The following is a 14154-nucleotide window of genomic DNA, read 5'->3' as shown; positions in this document are numbered from 1 at the left end:
GGGGGTGCGGGGCCGACAGCCGTCGAGGGTGCTGTCGGCCCCGCGGTTGCCCGACGTACGCCGCCCGGGACTGGAGGACCGGGCAGGGCATTGGTCGGGCCCGGCCAGGTCATCACCCCGGCCGGAGCCAGGGATCAGGGGTGGAAAGCCGCGTCGGCCACGCCGATCAGCCCGTCGAACGTGTCCCGCGTCGACCCGTCGGCCTTGTTCAGCTCCGGCGTCCGCCTGAGCATGGCCAGGGCCTCCTCAAGGGCATCCAGGCCCGCACCGAGCCGGACCGCGTCCGCCTTCGCCATCGGAGGCCTGCGCCGCTTCCGCGGGACCGTCTTCGTGGTCGCCGTCTTCGTCGTCGCCGACTTCGGGCCCGCGCCGTCCGCCTTGTGCAGAACACCCGGCACCGTCTTCGGCTCCGAAGCCCGCACCGCCTTGCCCAACCACGCCGGCCGCTCCACAACGGGCGCCTGTGGATTCGCCTCCCGCAGCTCCCTCACCCGATCCATGTGGCCGCGTGCCAACCGGGGGTCCTCGGCGACGAGCGCCGCCTTCTCCAGCCGCGCCACCTCCGCTTCCACCACGGCTCGCGGCAGCGCACCCAGCACTTGCCGAGCCTGGTCCATGTAGCCGTGGATTGCGCCTGGGTACGGGTTCGCCTTCCCCCGCGCCTCAAGCCCCCGCGCGTGCTCGCACCGGTCGACGAGCTCGGCCGCGTCCAGCTTGCTCAGCACCGCGTCGGGCACCTTCGCAATCCACTCGCCGTAGGCGCGCGCCAGATCCTCGCGGACGCCTCGCACGGTCGCGGCGTGAGCGGCCTTCGTCATCGGCTCCGCCATCACCACGTGGGCTGGAGCGGACAGAACCCGGTCCGCGGCGTCCACGCTGTGGGTGCGGGCGAACTCTGAGGCCGCCAGCTCGGCACGCTTCAGCGCGGCTGGGCGGTCCATCTTCGTCAGCACGTCGTCCGGGATCCGGGACAGCCAGCGGCCGTGCCGCTCCATGTCAGCGCCCGTAAGCCCGGCGTCCTTCAGCGCCGAACTCCGCTTTCCCTTCTTCGCTCCCGGCACCGGCGCGGCGAGGATCGTGCCCGCGTCCGTCAGCGCCTTCGTCAGGACGTCCTGGCCCCCGTCGAGGGCCGCGGCCTCCCAACAGGCCTGCGCCCGGCGCAGACGCCCGGCCAACTGGTCCTCGGTGAGGTCCGTCAGAACGGTGGCAGGGATCTTGTCAGCCCACTGCCCGTAGCGCTGGGCAAGATGCTGAGGAACTGCGGCGACCATGGCTCATGCGGCTTCCATCCGACGTTCGCCGAGCCGTTCCACAACCGATGCGGCGTCCACACTCCACGCGCCTCTACCGCCCGCTCTGGAACCGTGAAGCTCCCTCTGGCGCAGCAGTCTTCGCACGTACTCGTGTGAGCAGCCCAGCAGGTGCGCTGTTTGCTCGACGGTCAGCCAACTTGTGCCTGACGGAGCACACGGTGCGCCGGAGGCGTCATCCCGGAACGGCTCGGTTCCGCCATCGGAACCCGCCAACACCTCAGCCTGATACGCACGCGCCGTGACCACGACGTTCTCCGCGATCTCCCGCAACCGCGGCGGAACCCCGCCATCCCGCCGCGCCTGCTCAGCGACGTACCGGGACAACGCCCCCGCCAAGTGCAGGCAGTCCCGCCCGTCCAGCACCAGCGCGTGCCCGCGCACCGCCACGGCCATCAGCGCACGCCCCCCGCCACCGCCAGGCCGGCCCGACGCAGCCGCTCCACCCCGTCCGGCAGCGCCTCCAAGTGCAGCGCCGTCACCGCCGCCAGCAACCCGGCCACATCCCGCAGATCAGCCTCGTCGAGCAACGGCCCCACCTGAGCGTCCTCCCGCTCGTAGAAGGCCGTCACCAACGCCACCACCGACTGAGCCGCCGACGGGCCGCCCACGGGCCTGTACGAGCCGCTCACAGCCTCCTCGAAGGCCCTCAAAGCACACCCCGGGCCGATCCCCGCAGCCACCGCCGCAGGCGACGACAGAGGACGGTGACACCGCCGACACTTCACCGTCACGGCGCCTCCCCACCAAGCCGCTGAGACAACTCAGCAACCGGCAACCTCAACGACCCGTGCACCAGACCCGGAACCTCAAGGACGGGCCCTCTCGGCAAGGAGCCACGACGGACCTTGCCAGCCCCGAGCACGTCCCGCGCGGCAGCCTCGAACTGAAGCTGCTCCTCGGCCGTGAGAGGTGTCGTGCAGGCCCTCTCGGAGAGCCGAGCGAACACGAGAGCCTGCTCGACGAGCCGTTCCGCTTCCGCCCGGCGCACGGCCGTGGAACCGCCGTGGTCCCGGCAGTGCTTCTCGCCGGGGTCCGCTCCCCACCCGGCAGGGCGGCGGCACGGTTCGCCGTTGGTACGAGGCTGGCCGCAGATGGGCGCCTCGGCTTCGGGGCGGCCCAGAGTGGCGGGCCGAGGCGGGGGCGGCACGGCGGCCTGTGTGGTGCTGTGCGTTGCTGCACGGGGCGTCTTCGGCTCGGCGTCGGGGTCGAGAGCGACGACGTTGTGATGCTGGTGGCATGTCGGCCGGCAACCGTCGCGGTCGTAACCACGTTTACGGGCTCGCGCCTGCTCCGGGCTGGCGTAGAGGGCAACCGTGCGGGCTCCGCAGGCGGCGGCACCGTATCGGCCGTCGCCGTCGATGGTGGCGTGCGGCCAGATGCATCGGGCGAGGTCGAGCCAGGTCGTATGCCGGTCGGAGCAGTTGTGGCGCCGGTAGATCTTCATGGGGGGCTTCCCGGTTCAGGGCTGGGCGTGCCGTGCGAGGGCGCGGGCGGCCTGGACGGGGCCGAGGCGGGCCTCGTCGAACACGCGGCGCTCTCGGTCGGTCAGGGACGCGAGGAGTTCGCCGAGTTGGTCGGGCGCGCTGACTCCGGCCTCGCCGTGGTGCTTGGCGTACGTGCTGATCGTGTCGGCGTTGACGCGAAGGTTCCGCTGGCCTTCCTCGACCTGGGGAATCACGTCGGCGAGCTTGCGGGCGATGTCCTCGATGCCGGTGAGGCCGGTGCGGATCATGGCCTTCACGTCGTCGAGGACTTCGCTGTACGTGGCTACGTCGGCTTCGTGCTGGGCGCGGGCCTCTTCGAGGCCGGCGGGCTGGTTGGTGCTCACGAGGTGTGCTCCTTCGGGGAGTTGGTGACGATGGCGTACCGGGCCCCGCAGGGGGCGCGGCGGGTGCCGTCGGCGAGGTGTCGGTGGACGCTGGCGCAGTGCGGGCAGTCGACGAGCAGCTGCTCGCGGCCGGCGGTGACGAGAGGCTTCGCGGCCACCTCGGGGATCGTGGTCTTCACAGGGCTTCCAGGGGTCAGGCAGCCGCGGTGCGGGGCCGGTCGGCGCGTACGCACCACAGGAGTTCGCAGGCGCTCTCGCCGCACTTGAGAAGGTCATGAGGGCTGCCGCTGATGTTGATGGTCATGAGGAGTCGGGCGGGCCTCTCCTGGCGGCAGGACGGGCACAGGGCCGATCGGATGGCGGCGGGCACGGTCGTCTCCTCGGTGGGTCGGTTGGCTTGCCGGTAGAGCTTCTGTGCGTGGCGGTAGCCGATGCCGGCGGTCCGGGCCGCGGCGAGCTCGGCGCGCTGCCGCTTCTCCCGCTCGGCCCGCTGGCGCGCGGCCTCGATGCGCTGCTGAACCAAGTCCTCGACGTTCATGCGGTCACCCTCCGGCCTCGGTGAGGGCGGGCGGGAAGGTGAGGACCAGGTGCACGTGCACTTCGTCGTGTTTGCCTCGGGCGACGAAGCTGAAGTCGGGGTCGTCCTCGTCGGTGCTGCCTTCGATGGCCAGCTCGGTGCCGAGGAGTTCAGCGATGTCCCCGGCGAGGGCCTCGCGCATGTCCTGCCGGCCGACTGTCCAGGGGATCGCGACGAGGACGACGTCCGGGGTGACGGTCAACTGCGGGTGCACGCCGTACAGGTCGCGTACGGCAGCGAGCGCGCGGGTCAGGTGGGCGGCTCGGGTGAAGGCCTCGCGGGCCGTCTCGGCAGTGGTCACCGGGTTCTCCTTCGTGGTGTGCTGGGCGGGTGGCCGGGCCCGAATCCCGCGGGCCCGGCCGATGGGTGCGGTCAGGTAGTCGTCCACGGGTCGTTCACGGCCGCGGCCATGACCTTCTGGTCGGCGACCTCCGCAAGGTCGGACAGCTCGGCGGCGAGCCGGTAGACCGGGGCGAGGTTCATGCCGGTCGGCTCCTCAGCGCTGCGGAAGTAGTAGGCGAGCCAGGCATGTACGGCGTCGCGGGCTTCGGTGGGCCCGCCGTGCTGCTCGCCGCTGTCGAGGCGGCAGAGGGTGCGCTCCGTCTCCTCCAGGATCTTCAGCTCCTCGTCGGGGAGGGTTGCCTCGCTCTGCAGGTAGTGGAGGTCGGTGCGGAGGCCTTCGAGCATGTTGCCGATCGCGTCGTTCCAGAGGCGGGTGATCCGGGCCGCGGTGAGGTCGTCGACGCCGGTGATGGTTTCGCGGTGCACGGTGGTTCTCCTTCGTGGTGGCCGGCCGCCGGGTGGCGGCCGGAAGACTGCGGATGCAAGCGCTCCGTACGTAAAGGGGAATGAATGACATACATGGCAAACATGGGGCTGACCTGCTGCTTTGTGGTGACACGAATGCGTGACACGTGGTGACACGCATGGCACGAATGGGCCTGCCATTCCTGTCACCATGAATGCCATTCGTGTCACCTGACACCCATGGCGTTCCCGCAGGTCAGCGCCATGTCTGTCATACGTGTCATGTGTGCCGTGAGGGCGGTGGGACGGCGCTTGCATCACTCACGTCCGTCCTCGACGGCCGCCTCCGGCAGGCGCCACTCGGAGCGGCGGTCCTTGCCAAATCCGGACTGCCGCATCGTGACGCCGAGCTTCCGGCGAGCGCGCTGCAGCGACGACTCGCTGATGCCGTCCTTGCGCGCGGCGGACTTCACATCGGCAGCGAGGTCAGCCCCGCCCTGATCTGTGAGGTACGCCCGGAGCCAGGCGACGGTCTCGTTGGTCTCGCCGCGGTTGGTGTCCGGCATGGACTCCTCCCGCATGACCTCCCGGACGCTCGTGTTCGTCTCGGCACCGAGGACGAACCGCGAGACGTACGAAGGCCCTTCCTCGGTCTCCACGACGACGGGCTGAATCTCGTACTCGTACGACGGGAGCCCGAGACGGCCGAGGTTGTTCTTCTCCAGCGACATGACGAACCGATCCGGCTCATCGCGCTCGCCCTCCTCCTTGGCGAACGCGATCATGCTGCGGATGAGCTGGCCGAACGCGCCGGACCCGGCAACGCGGTTGAGCGGGTCCGCTGCGCCCGACTTGGTGAAGTGGGCGAGGCCGAGGATGGTGAAGTGGTGGCGCTCGGCGGCGGCCACCAGCGGCTCCAGGGCCTCGCGGACTTCCGCGGCCCGGTAGTCGTTGATGCCCTTGTCGATGAGAGACAACAGCGGGTCCGCGATCAACAGAGCCACGCTGTACGTTTCGGCGGCCTGCCCGACGAGCGAAGTGTCCATCGGCAGCGTGAGCCGGGCGCGCGGCCGTTCGTCGTCCTTCACCTCGATGTGGAAGACGAGGTCAAGGTCTGCCCCGGCCGCAATGAGTCGTGGGGCGATGGTGTACGACCAAGAGTCCTCAGTTGCTGCGTAGATGACGCCGCGCGGCTTGCCCCAGAGCTCGCCGGGCAGGGTGCCCGTAGTGATACGGGCGGCCATCCAGACGGCAAACTGCGACTTCCCTAGGCCAGGTCCTCCGGCCGCGATGGCGAGCGAGTACAGGGGAATCCGGCCGTGGCTGGTCGGCGGGGCACCTTCGGGCGTGGTGTCCCACAACCAGCGCACCGGCCGGACGCGGATCTTCGAAGCGGGCCTCAGGATCAAGGCTCGCGGCTGCTGCTCGCCGCCAGGCTGCTCGGTGCCAGCACCAGAGCAGTTGACGTGTTGGCAGGGCAGTTCCTGGTGATGCTCCGGGCATCTGCCCGGTCCCTCGCCGAGGAGACTGGCGGCCAGGCCGTGCGCCTCAGTCATGCTGCGCCCTCCGACCCACCGCGGGGCAACTCGACCTGCTGGCCGTCGATGAGGTGCTGGTACCAGCCAGGCCGGCCGGGGATTGCGACCGGGGGCCATCCGACAGTGGCCTGCACCAGGCGGGGAGGCTTCGGCTTGGCGAGTGCGTCGAGTTCGGCAAGCGTCTTCCCCTCAGCCAGCCTGTGGCGCGAGCGGGACGCTTCACGGAACCAGTCCAAGAGGGCTTCCTCGTCTCCGAAGCGACGCCACATCTCAGCGGCCGTCAGGATTGCGGCGGCCTTCCGCGGGTCGTTGGCGGCGAGGCGCTGCCATTCGGCCGTGCCGTACGTCGGCGGGATGCCGTTCTGGCCGTCGAGGAGTTCGGTGACGCGAGCGGATGCCCAGAGCGTCATCGCGTCGGTGCTGGTCACGAGCGCTCCTCCCGGGCCTCCAGCGCCTTTACGACGCTGTCTGCCGTCAGGTGGATCTCGCCCGCGATCCGGCGTGCGGTCGTCCGTACAAGGTGGGGGGAGGGCTGGCCAGCGAGGATCTCCTTGACCGCTGCCCGGAGCGATGTCCAAGGAGCACGGAAGTCCTCAAGGCTGGTCACGCCGGAGGCCTCCGTCACCTGGTCGGTGTCGGAGGTACCGGCGGTCGAACGTTCGGTCACGCTGTAGTCCTTGCGGAACAGGCGGCCGTGAGGGTGCGGTCGCGAAGCGATTTGAAGGAAGAGGGAGGAGGGCTTACGACGGGCCCCCACCGGTGAAGGTGGGGGCTGCCGTTGGCGGGGCTGGTCGTCACCCGCGCGCGGCCCGGGCCCGGGCGGTCTCGACCTTGGCGGCCATGACGTCCATCGCGTCGGCCAGCTCCCGCAGCTCGCGCGCCTTCATCCGGGCCTGCACGGGGGCGAAGTCGCTGTCCCGGATGGTGACCACGGGCTGGCCGTCGGAGAGGTGGATCAGGTTGCAGCGCACGAGTTCGTCGCCGCGCGTGTCGAGGACCGTGCGGGTGGCGCCGATGTGGTCGATGTGGTCGCCGGTCTCCTCGCACCAGTCGTAGACGGTGCAGGAGCGGGACGCCTGGCCCGTGGCGAGCCTGGTGGTCTCGCTGCCGTGCTCGCGGCCCGGCTCGGTGTGGTCGGCCCGGTCGTGCGGTGCGGCAGCGAAGGCGACCTTGCCGCAGCGGGCGAGGGCGTCGGCGGGGACGGAGGGCGCATGGATGGCTACCATGGAGGTAGCTCCTTTCATCTGTGGAGACGCGGCCCTCGGGATCAGTCGCTGGCCAGCGACCCGGGGGTCTCGTCGTGTGGTGATGTGGGGCTGTGGCCCCTGTGCGTCGTCGGTGCTCACAACACCGGCGCCTGCACAGGGGCCGCTTTCATGCGGCCTGCAGGAGGCGCAAGAGCGAGGCGGTCACGACGCGGTGGCGGGCGCCGAAGCTGAGGACTGTGACCGGTGCCTCTCCGCGTTTGACCAGCTCGTAGAGGTGGCTCTTGGAGACGCCGATGGCGCGGGCGGCCTCTGGTACGCCGACGGTGGCCGGCCAACCGCGGATCTCGTTGAGAGTCGGGGTTGTCGTCTTCATCAGGCAGCCACCTCCCGCTCGGCGAGCCAGGCGAGGACGTCGCACCGCCTGTAGCGGATGCGCCCTCCACGGCCGGGGCTCAACTTGGTGTACGGCGGCCCGATGCCGAGGGAACGCCAGTTGGCGAGCGTCTTCTCGCTGACCCTTGCCAGCGCGCTGGCCTCGCGTGCGGTCAGGCGTTCGTCGGGGTCCTGGGCGGGGTGCACAGGAGCTTGGACGGTCGTCACAGCTCCTCCATGTCTGGAAAATCCATGGGTCTGCTTGCGTTATCCCGGGAACCTCCGGGATAGTGGCGACGGTAACCCAGTGAGCTAGGTTGTCGCAACTACCCTGACGGACGTCTGGAAAATCGAGACAACGATGGAGGGTGGCGCGCGGTGGGTGACCCCGAGCGCTAGTGTCTGGATCATGGCGACAGGACGGATTGAGATGGGCCCAACAGCGCGTACGGTTGCCGACAACCTGCGCCGATTGCGCGAAGCCCGCGGCATGAGCCTGCGAGCGCTTTCCGCCGAACTGAAGAAGGTGGGGCGCACCCTCAGTGCCGACGCGATCAACAAGATCGAGAACGGTCGGACACTGGAGCTCGGCGCCCCCGAGCCAAAGCAGATCCGCCGCGCAGACGTGGACGACCTGATCGCCTTCGCCCTGGTGTTCAACGTCTCCCCCCTGACGCTCCTCCTCCCACCGATCGCCAGCGACGCGCCGGCCGACTTGACCGACAGCACGCGAGTACGCAGCCGGACGGCCTGGCGATGGGGCGTAGGGCTGGAGCCAGCAATGGAGTGGGAGCCCGGCGAGGGGACCAACTGGGCCACCCCAGGAGCCGACCCTGCGATCGCCGCGGCCGCGCAGGAACGCGAGCAGGAGTACGGCCGTAGGCGGGATGAGTACATGGCCCTTGCTCTGCCACCTGAGATGCGCCGGACAGCAGAGAGTCCCTCTGTGCGACTCGCCCGCCAGCTCACGGAGCTCGTTGAGGATCTGGCTTCAGCGGAGTCGGGCGGGGAGGCAGCCCGCGTGCGCATGGCTCAGCGCCGATACCAGCAGCTCGGCATTGAGTTGGAGGAACTGGAAGAGCGGTTCGTCCCACGGCCGATCGTCCATCCAGGGGTCGGTTTCGAACAGTTCCGCGATCGGCTCGCCGCAGAGGCTGGCACCGAAGAAGACAGCAAGGACGGACCTGGGGGGAAGTGATGCTGTGGCCGAGATCAAGAAGGTCACGCTGAAGAACGGCAAGACCCGATACCGCACCGTGGTCGACGCCGGCAACGATGGGAACGGCAAACGAGTCCAGATCACCATCACTCGCGACACCAAGACCGAGGTCAAGAACGAGCGCGACCGCATCCGGCACCAGCGGTCCGCCGGGACGCTCATCCTCCCCAGCAAGATCACCGTAGGGGAGTGGCTCGACAAGTGGCTCGAGTACAAGCGGCGCGACGTCGAAGAGACGACGATCCGCACGTACCGGCTCGCCCTCGTCCACGTCTACGACCGCATCGGACACGTCCGACTTCAGGACCTCACCGAGGACCAGGTGCAGGACTGCATCGACGACATCGTGGCCAACGGGCGCCGCAAGGGCGGTCCGGCGGGCGGCCGTCTCGCCGTGTCGACTGCCGAGGGCGTCCTCACCCGGCTCCGGGAGGCCCTGAAGCGGGCGGTCGTCCGCAAGCTGATCGCAGAGAGCCCCGCCCAGTTCGTCCGCGTCAGCCTCGCCGACAAGAAGGCGGACAAGAAGACCCGCCCCAAGGTGAAGCCGTGGACCGTGACCGAGGTCCAGACGTTCATCCGCGGCATCGAGCGCGACCGACTCCACGCCGCGCTGCTGCTGTCACTCATGGGCTTCCGGCCGGCCGAGGTCGTAGGCCTGCGTTGGGAGTACCTAGACCTCAAGCTGGCCACTCTGGAGATCGCCAGGACGCGAACGATGATCGGCAACGTCCAGGTGCTGGAGAAGGATGCCAAGACCGAGGCCGGTGAGCGCGTACTGCCGCTACCCGGGCCGGTCTTGGACGCCCTGAAGAAGTTCCGGGCACTCCAAGCCCGGGAGAAGCTCGCGGCCGGCGAGGGCTATACCGACTCCGGGTACGTCGTCGTCGACCGGCTCGGCATGCCGAGGAACACCCGACACCTGCGAGAGCACGCGTACCGGCTCATGCGCGAGCTGGAGATGAGGCAGGTCCGGCTGTACGACGCACGGCACTCGTGCCTGTCGTACCTCGCAGTGAACGGTGTCCCCGATGTCGTCCTCGCCGCGTGGGCCGGGCATACGAACGCGAGCTTCACCAAGCGGAAGTACGTCACGGTGGACGTCGAGGACATGAGGGCCGCAGCGACCGCATGGGGCGACTTCCACGGGGGTGATCGAAAACCCCCATTGTGAGATTTTGTGAGAAAGGATCTTCCTGGACTGCCTCACAAAGCCGCTGACCAGGGGATTCGTGAGGCGACGTAGAATCGTAGACGGATTCTACTGGCGATTCGTGCAGGCCAGCGCCGCGGGGGTGTTCGTGGGAAGCTACGAGAGCTCCGCGTCGGCCGCCGCCGGGGGCTGTGCCAGGTCCTCGTAGGGCAGCAGCTCGGGCCGCTTCGCGGGGCGGCCGTCCCCGGAGGAACGGCCGGTCAGGCGCCGCCCTATCCACGGCAGCAGGTGCTCCCGGGCGAAGCGGGCGTCCGCGACCCGGCGGCTGAGCCAGTCCGGTCGCGCGGTCGCCGCCATGGGCGTGCGCCACTCGGTGTCCTCGGGCTCGTGGCCCAGCGTCTGCCACACCGCCTCCGCGACCCGGCGGTGGCCCTCGGCGGTCAGGTGGAGCCGGTCCACGTCCCACAGCCGGGGGTCGGCGAGCGACGGCGCCCCGTACAGGTCGACGACGAGCGCGCCGTGCCGCGCGGCGAGCTCGTCGACGCAGGCGAACAGCTCCTCCATGCGCGGCCGGAAGCGCTCCAGGACGGGGCCCTGCCGGCCGGGGCTGCGCATCAGCACCAGCCGCTCGCACGACGGCGCCAGCCGTTCCACCGCCTCCGTGAGCAGCCCCGTGACCCTGCCCATGTCGCACTTGGGCCGCAGCGTGTCGTTGAGGCCGCCCACCAGCGTCACGACGTCGGCCCGCATGGCCGCCGCCGCCTCCACCTGCTCGTCGACGATCTGCCCGATGAGCTTGCCGCGCACGGCGAGGTTGGCGTACCGGAAGCCCGGCGCGCGGGCGGCCATCCGCGCGGCGAGGAGGTCCGCCCAGCCGCGGTACGAACCGTCGGGCAGCCGGTCCGACATGCCCTCGGTGAAGGAGTCGCCGACCGCGACCAGGCTGGTGTACGTGGGATTCGTCTGCATGGCGTGAGCGATGGTATCCGGGCGGCCCGGTGGCGTACCAAGCGGTCGGTCCGTCCCGCGTCAGGCCGTGCCGGTCACCTCCGCCGGCCCGAACAGCTCTCGCAGTACGTCCTCCATGGTCACCAGGCCCGCGAGCCGGTCGTCGGCCCCCAGGACCGCCGCCAGGTGTGTACGGCTGCCGCGCATCGCGGTGAGCACGTCGTCCAGCGGCGTGCCCTCACGGACCCGGGCGATGGGCCGCATGTCCCGCGGCCGGAACGGCTCGTCCCGCGGCGAGGCGTCCAGGGCGTCCTTCACATGCAGGTAGCCGACGATGTGGCGTTCCTCGTCCACCACGGGGAAACGCGAGAAGCCGGACTCGGCCGACAGCCGCTCCAACTGCTCCGGGGTGATTCCCACGGACGCGTGGACGACCCGCTCCAGCGGGAGCACGACGTCGCGCACGGGCCGGCTGCCGAGCTCCAGGGCGTCGTGCAGCCGCTCCTGCGCCCGTTCGTCGATCAGGCCGGCCGCGCTGGCGTCCTTGACGATCTGGGCCAGCTCCGCGTCCGTGAAGGTCGACGAGACCTCGTCCCTGGTCTCCACCCGCAACAGCTTCAGCAGGCTGTTCGCGAACGTGTTCACCGTGAAGATCACCGGTCGCAGGGCCCGGGACAGCGCGACCAGCGGCGGTCCGAGCAACAGCGCGCTGCGCACCGGCTCCGCGAGCACGACGTTCTTCGGCACCATCTCGCCGAGCAGCATGTGCAGGTACGTCGCCAGGGCAAGCGCGATCACGAACGACACCGCGTGGCCCGCCCCCGACGGCACGCCCATCGCGTGGAACGCAGGCTCCAGCAGGTGCGCGATCGCGGGCTCGGCGACCACACCGAGGACCAGGGTGCACAGGGTGATGCCGAGCTGCGCCGCGGCCAGCAGCGCGGACACGTGCTGGAGGCCCCACAGCACGCTCCGGGCGCGCCGGTCGCCCGCCTCGGCGTACGGCTCGACCTGGCTGCGGCGCACCGAGATCAGCGCGAACTCGCCGCCCACGAAGAAGGCGTTGACGACCAGGGACGCCAGCCCGATCAGAATCTGCACGCCGGTCACCGCCCGGCCCTCCCCTCGTCCCGCGCGCCATCACACGGCCCCCCGGCCTCCGGACCGGACCCGCCGTCGTGCCCGTCTCTGCGCTCCTCGACCTCGTGGCGCTGCCCGCGGTCCTCGCCGCGCTCGCGGTCTTCGCCGTGCCCGCCGTCCTGGGGGTGCTGGCTGCCCTCGCGGTCCCTGCCTTTTTCGTGGTCCTCGCCCAGCGCCCCCCGTTCGTCGTCCAGCGGCGCGTGCAGGAGTACGCGTGCTGCCCTGTGGCCGCCCGAGTCCACGACGTCCAGTCGCCAGCCGGCGGTCTGGAGGATGTCGCCGGTCTCGGGGATCCGGCCGAGTTCGGTGGCGATCAGGCCGGCCAGCGTCTCGTACGGCCCCTCCGGCACCCGCAGCCCGACCCGCGCGAGCTGGTCCACCCGCGCGGAGCCGTCCGCCGAGTACAGGGAGCGGCCCTCCTCGTCGGTGCCGGCGGGCGCGATGTCGGGCGTCTCGTGCGGATCGTGCTCGTCGCGCACCTCGCCGACCACCTCCTCGACGATGTCCTCCAGCGTCGCCACGCCCGCGGTGCCGCCGTACTCGTCGATGACGACCGCCATCGTGCGCTTGCCGGACAGCCGGTCGAGGAGCCGGTCGACGGTCAGCGACTCGGGGACCAGGAGCGGTTCGCGCATGATCTCCGAGACCCGCGTGCGGGTGCGGTGCTCGGCCGGTATCGCCAGCACGTCCTTGATGTGGGCGGTGCCCACGACCGAGTCGAGGCCGCCCTGGTGGACGGGGAACCGGGACAGCCCGGTCGCCCGGGTCGCGTTCGCCACGTCCTCGCAGGTCGCCTGCGCGTCGAGGGCCACGACCTGGACGCGCGGGGTCATCACGTTCTCCGCGGTCAGGTCCGCCAGGTTGAGGGTCCGTACGAACAGCTCGGCGGTGTCCGCCTCCAGGGCGCCCTCCTTGGCGGAGTGCCGGGCCAGGGCGGCGAGTTCCTGGGGGCCGCGCGCGGAGGCGAGCTCCTCGGCGGGCTCCACGCCGAGCCGGCGCACCACGCGGTTCGCCGTGTTGTTCAGATGGGTGATGAAGGGGCGGAAGGCGGCGCTGAACCAGCGCTGCGGGCTGCCCACCCGCCGGGCCACCGCGAGCGGCGAGGAGATCGCCCAGTTCTTGGGCACCAGTTCGCCGACGACCATCAGGAAGACCGTGGACAGGGCCGTGCCCAGGATCAGCGCGACCGACGTCGCGGCGGACCGGGACAGACCGAGCGCCTGGATCGGACCCGCGATCAGCTTCGCGATCGACGGCTCGGCGAGCATGCCGACCACCAGATTGGTGACGGTGATGCCGAGCTGCGCCCCGGAGAGCTGGAAGGTCAGGTTCCGTACGGCCTTCAGCGCGCCGGCCGCGCCGCGCTCACCGCGCTCGGCGGCCCGCTCCAGGGCGCCGCGCTCGACGGTCGTCAGGGAGAACTCGGCCGCGACGAAGGCGCCGCAGGCGAGGCTGAGCAGCACCGCCACCAGCAACAGGAGCACTTCGGTCATCGGGTCACCCCCGTCCCATCGTCGGGCAGGACAGGGGCAGGCGCGCTGTGTCGTGCTCGGGGAGGCTCGCCCATGGGCGGACGCTCACAACCTTTCATGCAGGAACGTGTGTCCCACAAGAGTAAAGGAAAGGCAAAAGAATGTCCGCGTTCAGTCCGTCAGGGGCTTCACCCAGCGGCGCCAGCGCTCCTGCGGCGCGTAGCCCGCCGCCCGCCAGGCGTGGTGCGCGCTCTCGTTGCGGGTGAGCACCATGGCGTCCCCGCGCCGCCCGCCCAGCCGCACGAACCGTTCCTCGGCGGCCGCCAGCAGGGCCGAGCCGATGCCCTGGCGCCGCCGGTCCGGGTGCACGGCCAGCCGGTACAGATGGCAGCGCCAGCCGTCGAAGCCCGCGATGACCGTGCCGGCCAGTTCGCCGTCCCGCAGCGCCAGCAGCAGGGCTCCCGGGTCGCGGGCGATCAGGCGGGCCACGCCGTCCCGGTCGTCGCTGATGCTCGTGCCCTCCGCGGCCGTCGCCCAGAAGGCCAGCACGGTGTCGAGGTCGTCGGCGGTCGCCGCGCGTATGTGCGGATCGCTCATGCGGCGATGACACCACGCATTACCGCGCGCCGGGCGCAATTCCAG

21 protein-coding genes are annotated in these 14154 nt (G+C 70.5%); 2 read left to right on the top strand and 19 right to left on the bottom strand.

Going from position 1 to position 14154, the window contains the following annotated elements:
- Positions 1 to 134 precede the first annotated feature (134 nt).
- The 15 genes from ACIP4X_RS13975 to ACIP4X_RS13905 form a co-directional block, all read right to left on the bottom strand.
- Positions 135 to 1271, bottom strand: a complete 1137-nt coding sequence (locus ACIP4X_RS13975) for a hypothetical protein (protein WP_401348388.1) — start codon at positions 1269 to 1271, stop codon at positions 135 to 137.
- A gap of 3 nt (positions 1272 to 1274) precedes the next feature.
- Positions 1275 to 1706 carry a helix-turn-helix domain-containing protein gene (locus ACIP4X_RS13970; protein WP_401348386.1) on the bottom strand — a complete coding sequence of 144 codons (432 nt, stop codon included), beginning with the start codon at positions 1704 to 1706 and terminating at the stop codon, positions 1275 to 1277.
- Entirely contained in the window at positions 1706 to 1942 is a 237-nt protein-coding gene (locus tag ACIP4X_RS13965; RefSeq protein WP_401348545.1) for a hypothetical protein, read from the bottom strand. Before ACIP4X_RS13965 ends, ACIP4X_RS13970 begins: the two co-directional genes overlap by 1 nt.
- Before the next feature lie 98 nt (positions 1943 to 2040).
- Complete coding sequence (locus ACIP4X_RS13960; RefSeq protein WP_401348384.1) at positions 2041 to 2757, bottom strand: hypothetical protein; 717 nt, start codon at positions 2755 to 2757, stop codon at positions 2041 to 2043.
- Positions 2758 to 2772: 15 nt separating this feature from the next.
- Positions 2773 to 3141 (bottom strand): hypothetical protein, encoded by a 369-nt coding sequence (locus tag ACIP4X_RS13955; RefSeq protein WP_401348383.1) that lies wholly within the window; start codon positions 3139 to 3141, stop codon positions 2773 to 2775.
- Complete coding sequence (locus tag ACIP4X_RS13950; protein WP_401348380.1) at positions 3138 to 3320, bottom strand: hypothetical protein; 183 nt, start codon at positions 3318 to 3320, stop codon at positions 3138 to 3140. Before ACIP4X_RS13950 ends, ACIP4X_RS13955 begins: the two co-directional genes overlap by 4 nt.
- A gap of 14 nt (positions 3321 to 3334) precedes the next feature.
- The gene (locus ACIP4X_RS13945) at positions 3335 to 3679 is read right to left on the bottom strand and encodes a hypothetical protein (protein ID WP_401348378.1); all 345 of its coding nucleotides are present in this window, start codon (positions 3677 to 3679) and stop codon (positions 3335 to 3337) included.
- A gap of 4 nt (positions 3680 to 3683) precedes the next feature.
- The gene (locus tag ACIP4X_RS13940; RefSeq protein ID WP_401348375.1) at positions 3684 to 4019 is read right to left on the bottom strand and encodes a hypothetical protein; all 336 of its coding nucleotides are present in this window, start codon (positions 4017 to 4019) and stop codon (positions 3684 to 3686) included.
- A 71-nt stretch (positions 4020 to 4090) separates the two neighbouring features.
- Positions 4091 to 4486 (bottom strand): hypothetical protein, encoded by a 396-nt coding sequence (locus tag ACIP4X_RS13935; RefSeq protein ID WP_401348372.1) that lies wholly within the window; start codon positions 4484 to 4486, stop codon positions 4091 to 4093.
- A gap of 296 nt (positions 4487 to 4782) precedes the next feature.
- Positions 4783 to 6021 carry an AAA family ATPase gene (locus ACIP4X_RS13930; RefSeq protein WP_401348369.1) on the bottom strand — a complete coding sequence of 413 codons (1239 nt, stop codon included), beginning with the start codon at positions 6019 to 6021 and terminating at the stop codon, positions 4783 to 4785.
- Positions 6018 to 6431, bottom strand: a complete 414-nt coding sequence (locus ACIP4X_RS13925; protein ID WP_401348367.1) for a DUF2742 domain-containing protein — start codon at positions 6429 to 6431, stop codon at positions 6018 to 6020. Before ACIP4X_RS13925 ends, ACIP4X_RS13930 begins: the two co-directional genes overlap by 4 nt.
- Entirely contained in the window at positions 6428 to 6670 is a 243-nt protein-coding gene (locus tag ACIP4X_RS13920; protein ID WP_401348364.1) for a hypothetical protein, read from the bottom strand. The genes ACIP4X_RS13925 and ACIP4X_RS13920 overlap by 4 nt, the downstream gene beginning before the upstream one ends.
- Positions 6671 to 6797: 127 nt before the next feature.
- On the bottom strand, positions 6798 to 7229 hold the full coding sequence (locus ACIP4X_RS13915) for a hypothetical protein (RefSeq protein ID WP_401348361.1): 432 nt from the start codon (positions 7227 to 7229) through the stop codon (positions 6798 to 6800).
- A 148-nt stretch (positions 7230 to 7377) separates the two neighbouring features.
- The gene (locus tag ACIP4X_RS13910) at positions 7378 to 7584 is read right to left on the bottom strand and encodes a helix-turn-helix transcriptional regulator (RefSeq protein ID WP_401348358.1); all 207 of its coding nucleotides are present in this window, start codon (positions 7582 to 7584) and stop codon (positions 7378 to 7380) included.
- On the bottom strand, positions 7584 to 7811 hold the full coding sequence (locus tag ACIP4X_RS13905; RefSeq protein WP_401348355.1) for a helix-turn-helix transcriptional regulator: 228 nt from the start codon (positions 7809 to 7811) through the stop codon (positions 7584 to 7586). Before ACIP4X_RS13905 ends, ACIP4X_RS13910 begins: the two co-directional genes overlap by 1 nt.
- Positions 7812 to 7992: 181 nt before the next feature.
- Here ACIP4X_RS13905 and ACIP4X_RS13900 point away from each other — a divergent pair, with 181 nt between their 5' ends.
- Together ACIP4X_RS13900 and xerC are read left to right on the top strand one after the other, a co-directional pair.
- Positions 7993 to 8781 (top strand): helix-turn-helix domain-containing protein, encoded by a 789-nt coding sequence (locus ACIP4X_RS13900; protein WP_401348352.1) that lies wholly within the window; start codon positions 7993 to 7995, stop codon positions 8779 to 8781.
- Positions 8782 to 8785: 4 nt separating this feature from the next.
- On the top strand, positions 8786 to 9973 hold the full coding sequence (gene xerC, locus ACIP4X_RS13895; RefSeq protein ID WP_401348349.1) for a tyrosine recombinase XerC: 1188 nt from the start codon (positions 8786 to 8788) through the stop codon (positions 9971 to 9973).
- A gap of 135 nt (positions 9974 to 10108) precedes the next feature.
- Here the strand turns inward: xerC and ACIP4X_RS13890 are convergent, their stop codons facing one another.
- From ACIP4X_RS13890 to ACIP4X_RS13875, 4 genes are all read right to left on the bottom strand, one after another.
- Positions 10109 to 10921, bottom strand: coding sequence for an SGNH/GDSL hydrolase family protein (locus tag ACIP4X_RS13890; RefSeq protein ID WP_358736461.1), 813 nt, complete (start codon positions 10919 to 10921; stop codon positions 10109 to 10111).
- Positions 10922 to 10981: 60 nt separating this feature from the next.
- Entirely contained in the window at positions 10982 to 12010 is a 1029-nt protein-coding gene (locus ACIP4X_RS13885) for a hemolysin family protein (protein ID WP_358736460.1), read from the bottom strand.
- Positions 12007 to 13533, bottom strand: a complete 1527-nt coding sequence (locus ACIP4X_RS13880) for a CNNM domain-containing protein (RefSeq protein ID WP_401348345.1) — start codon at positions 13531 to 13533, stop codon at positions 12007 to 12009. Before ACIP4X_RS13880 ends, ACIP4X_RS13885 begins: the two co-directional genes overlap by 4 nt.
- 150 nt (positions 13534 to 13683) lie before the next feature.
- Complete coding sequence (locus tag ACIP4X_RS13875) at positions 13684 to 14109, bottom strand: GNAT family N-acetyltransferase (RefSeq protein WP_391454886.1); 426 nt, start codon at positions 14107 to 14109, stop codon at positions 13684 to 13686.
- Between the last annotated feature and the right edge of the window lie 45 nt (positions 14110 to 14154).

It is taken from the genome of Streptomyces sp. NPDC088817 (assembly GCF_044750345.1).
Lineage (GTDB): Bacteria > Actinomycetota > Actinomycetes > Streptomycetales > Streptomycetaceae > Streptomyces.
This window is presented reverse-complemented; position numbering and strand designations above follow the sequence as displayed.

Coding starts and splice junctions, on each gene's coding strand:
- ACIP4X_RS13975 (WP_401348388.1), bottom strand. CDS start 1,271: ATGGTCGCCGCAGTTCCTCAGCATCTTGCCCAGCGCTACGGGCAGTGG.
- ACIP4X_RS13970 (WP_401348386.1), bottom strand. CDS start 1,706: ATGGCCGTGGCGGTGCGCGGGCACGCGCTGGTGCTGGACGGGCGGGAC.
- ACIP4X_RS13960 (WP_401348384.1), bottom strand. CDS start 2,757: ATGAAGATCTACCGGCGCCACAACTGCTCCGACCGGCATACGACCTGG.
- ACIP4X_RS13945 (WP_401348378.1), bottom strand. CDS start 3,679: ATGAACGTCGAGGACTTGGTTCAGCAGCGCATCGAGGCCGCGCGCCAG.
- ACIP4X_RS13930 (WP_401348369.1), bottom strand. CDS start 6,021: ATGACTGAGGCGCACGGCCTGGCCGCCAGTCTCCTCGGCGAGGGACCG.
- ACIP4X_RS13915 (WP_401348361.1), bottom strand. CDS start 7,229: ATGGTAGCCATCCATGCGCCCTCCGTCCCCGCCGACGCCCTCGCCCGC.
- ACIP4X_RS13910 (WP_401348358.1), bottom strand. CDS start 7,584: ATGAAGACGACAACCCCGACTCTCAACGAGATCCGCGGTTGGCCGGCC.
- ACIP4X_RS13900 (WP_401348352.1), top strand. CDS start 7,993: ATGGCGACAGGACGGATTGAGATGGGCCCAACAGCGCGTACGGTTGCC.
- ACIP4X_RS13890 (WP_358736461.1), bottom strand. CDS start 10,921: ATGCAGACGAATCCCACGTACACCAGCCTGGTCGCGGTCGGCGACTCC.
- ACIP4X_RS13880 (WP_401348345.1), bottom strand. CDS start 13,533: ATGACCGAAGTGCTCCTGTTGCTGGTGGCGGTGCTGCTCAGCCTCGCC.
- ACIP4X_RS13875 (WP_391454886.1), bottom strand. CDS start 14,109: ATGAGCGATCCGCACATACGCGCGGCGACCGCCGACGACCTCGACACC.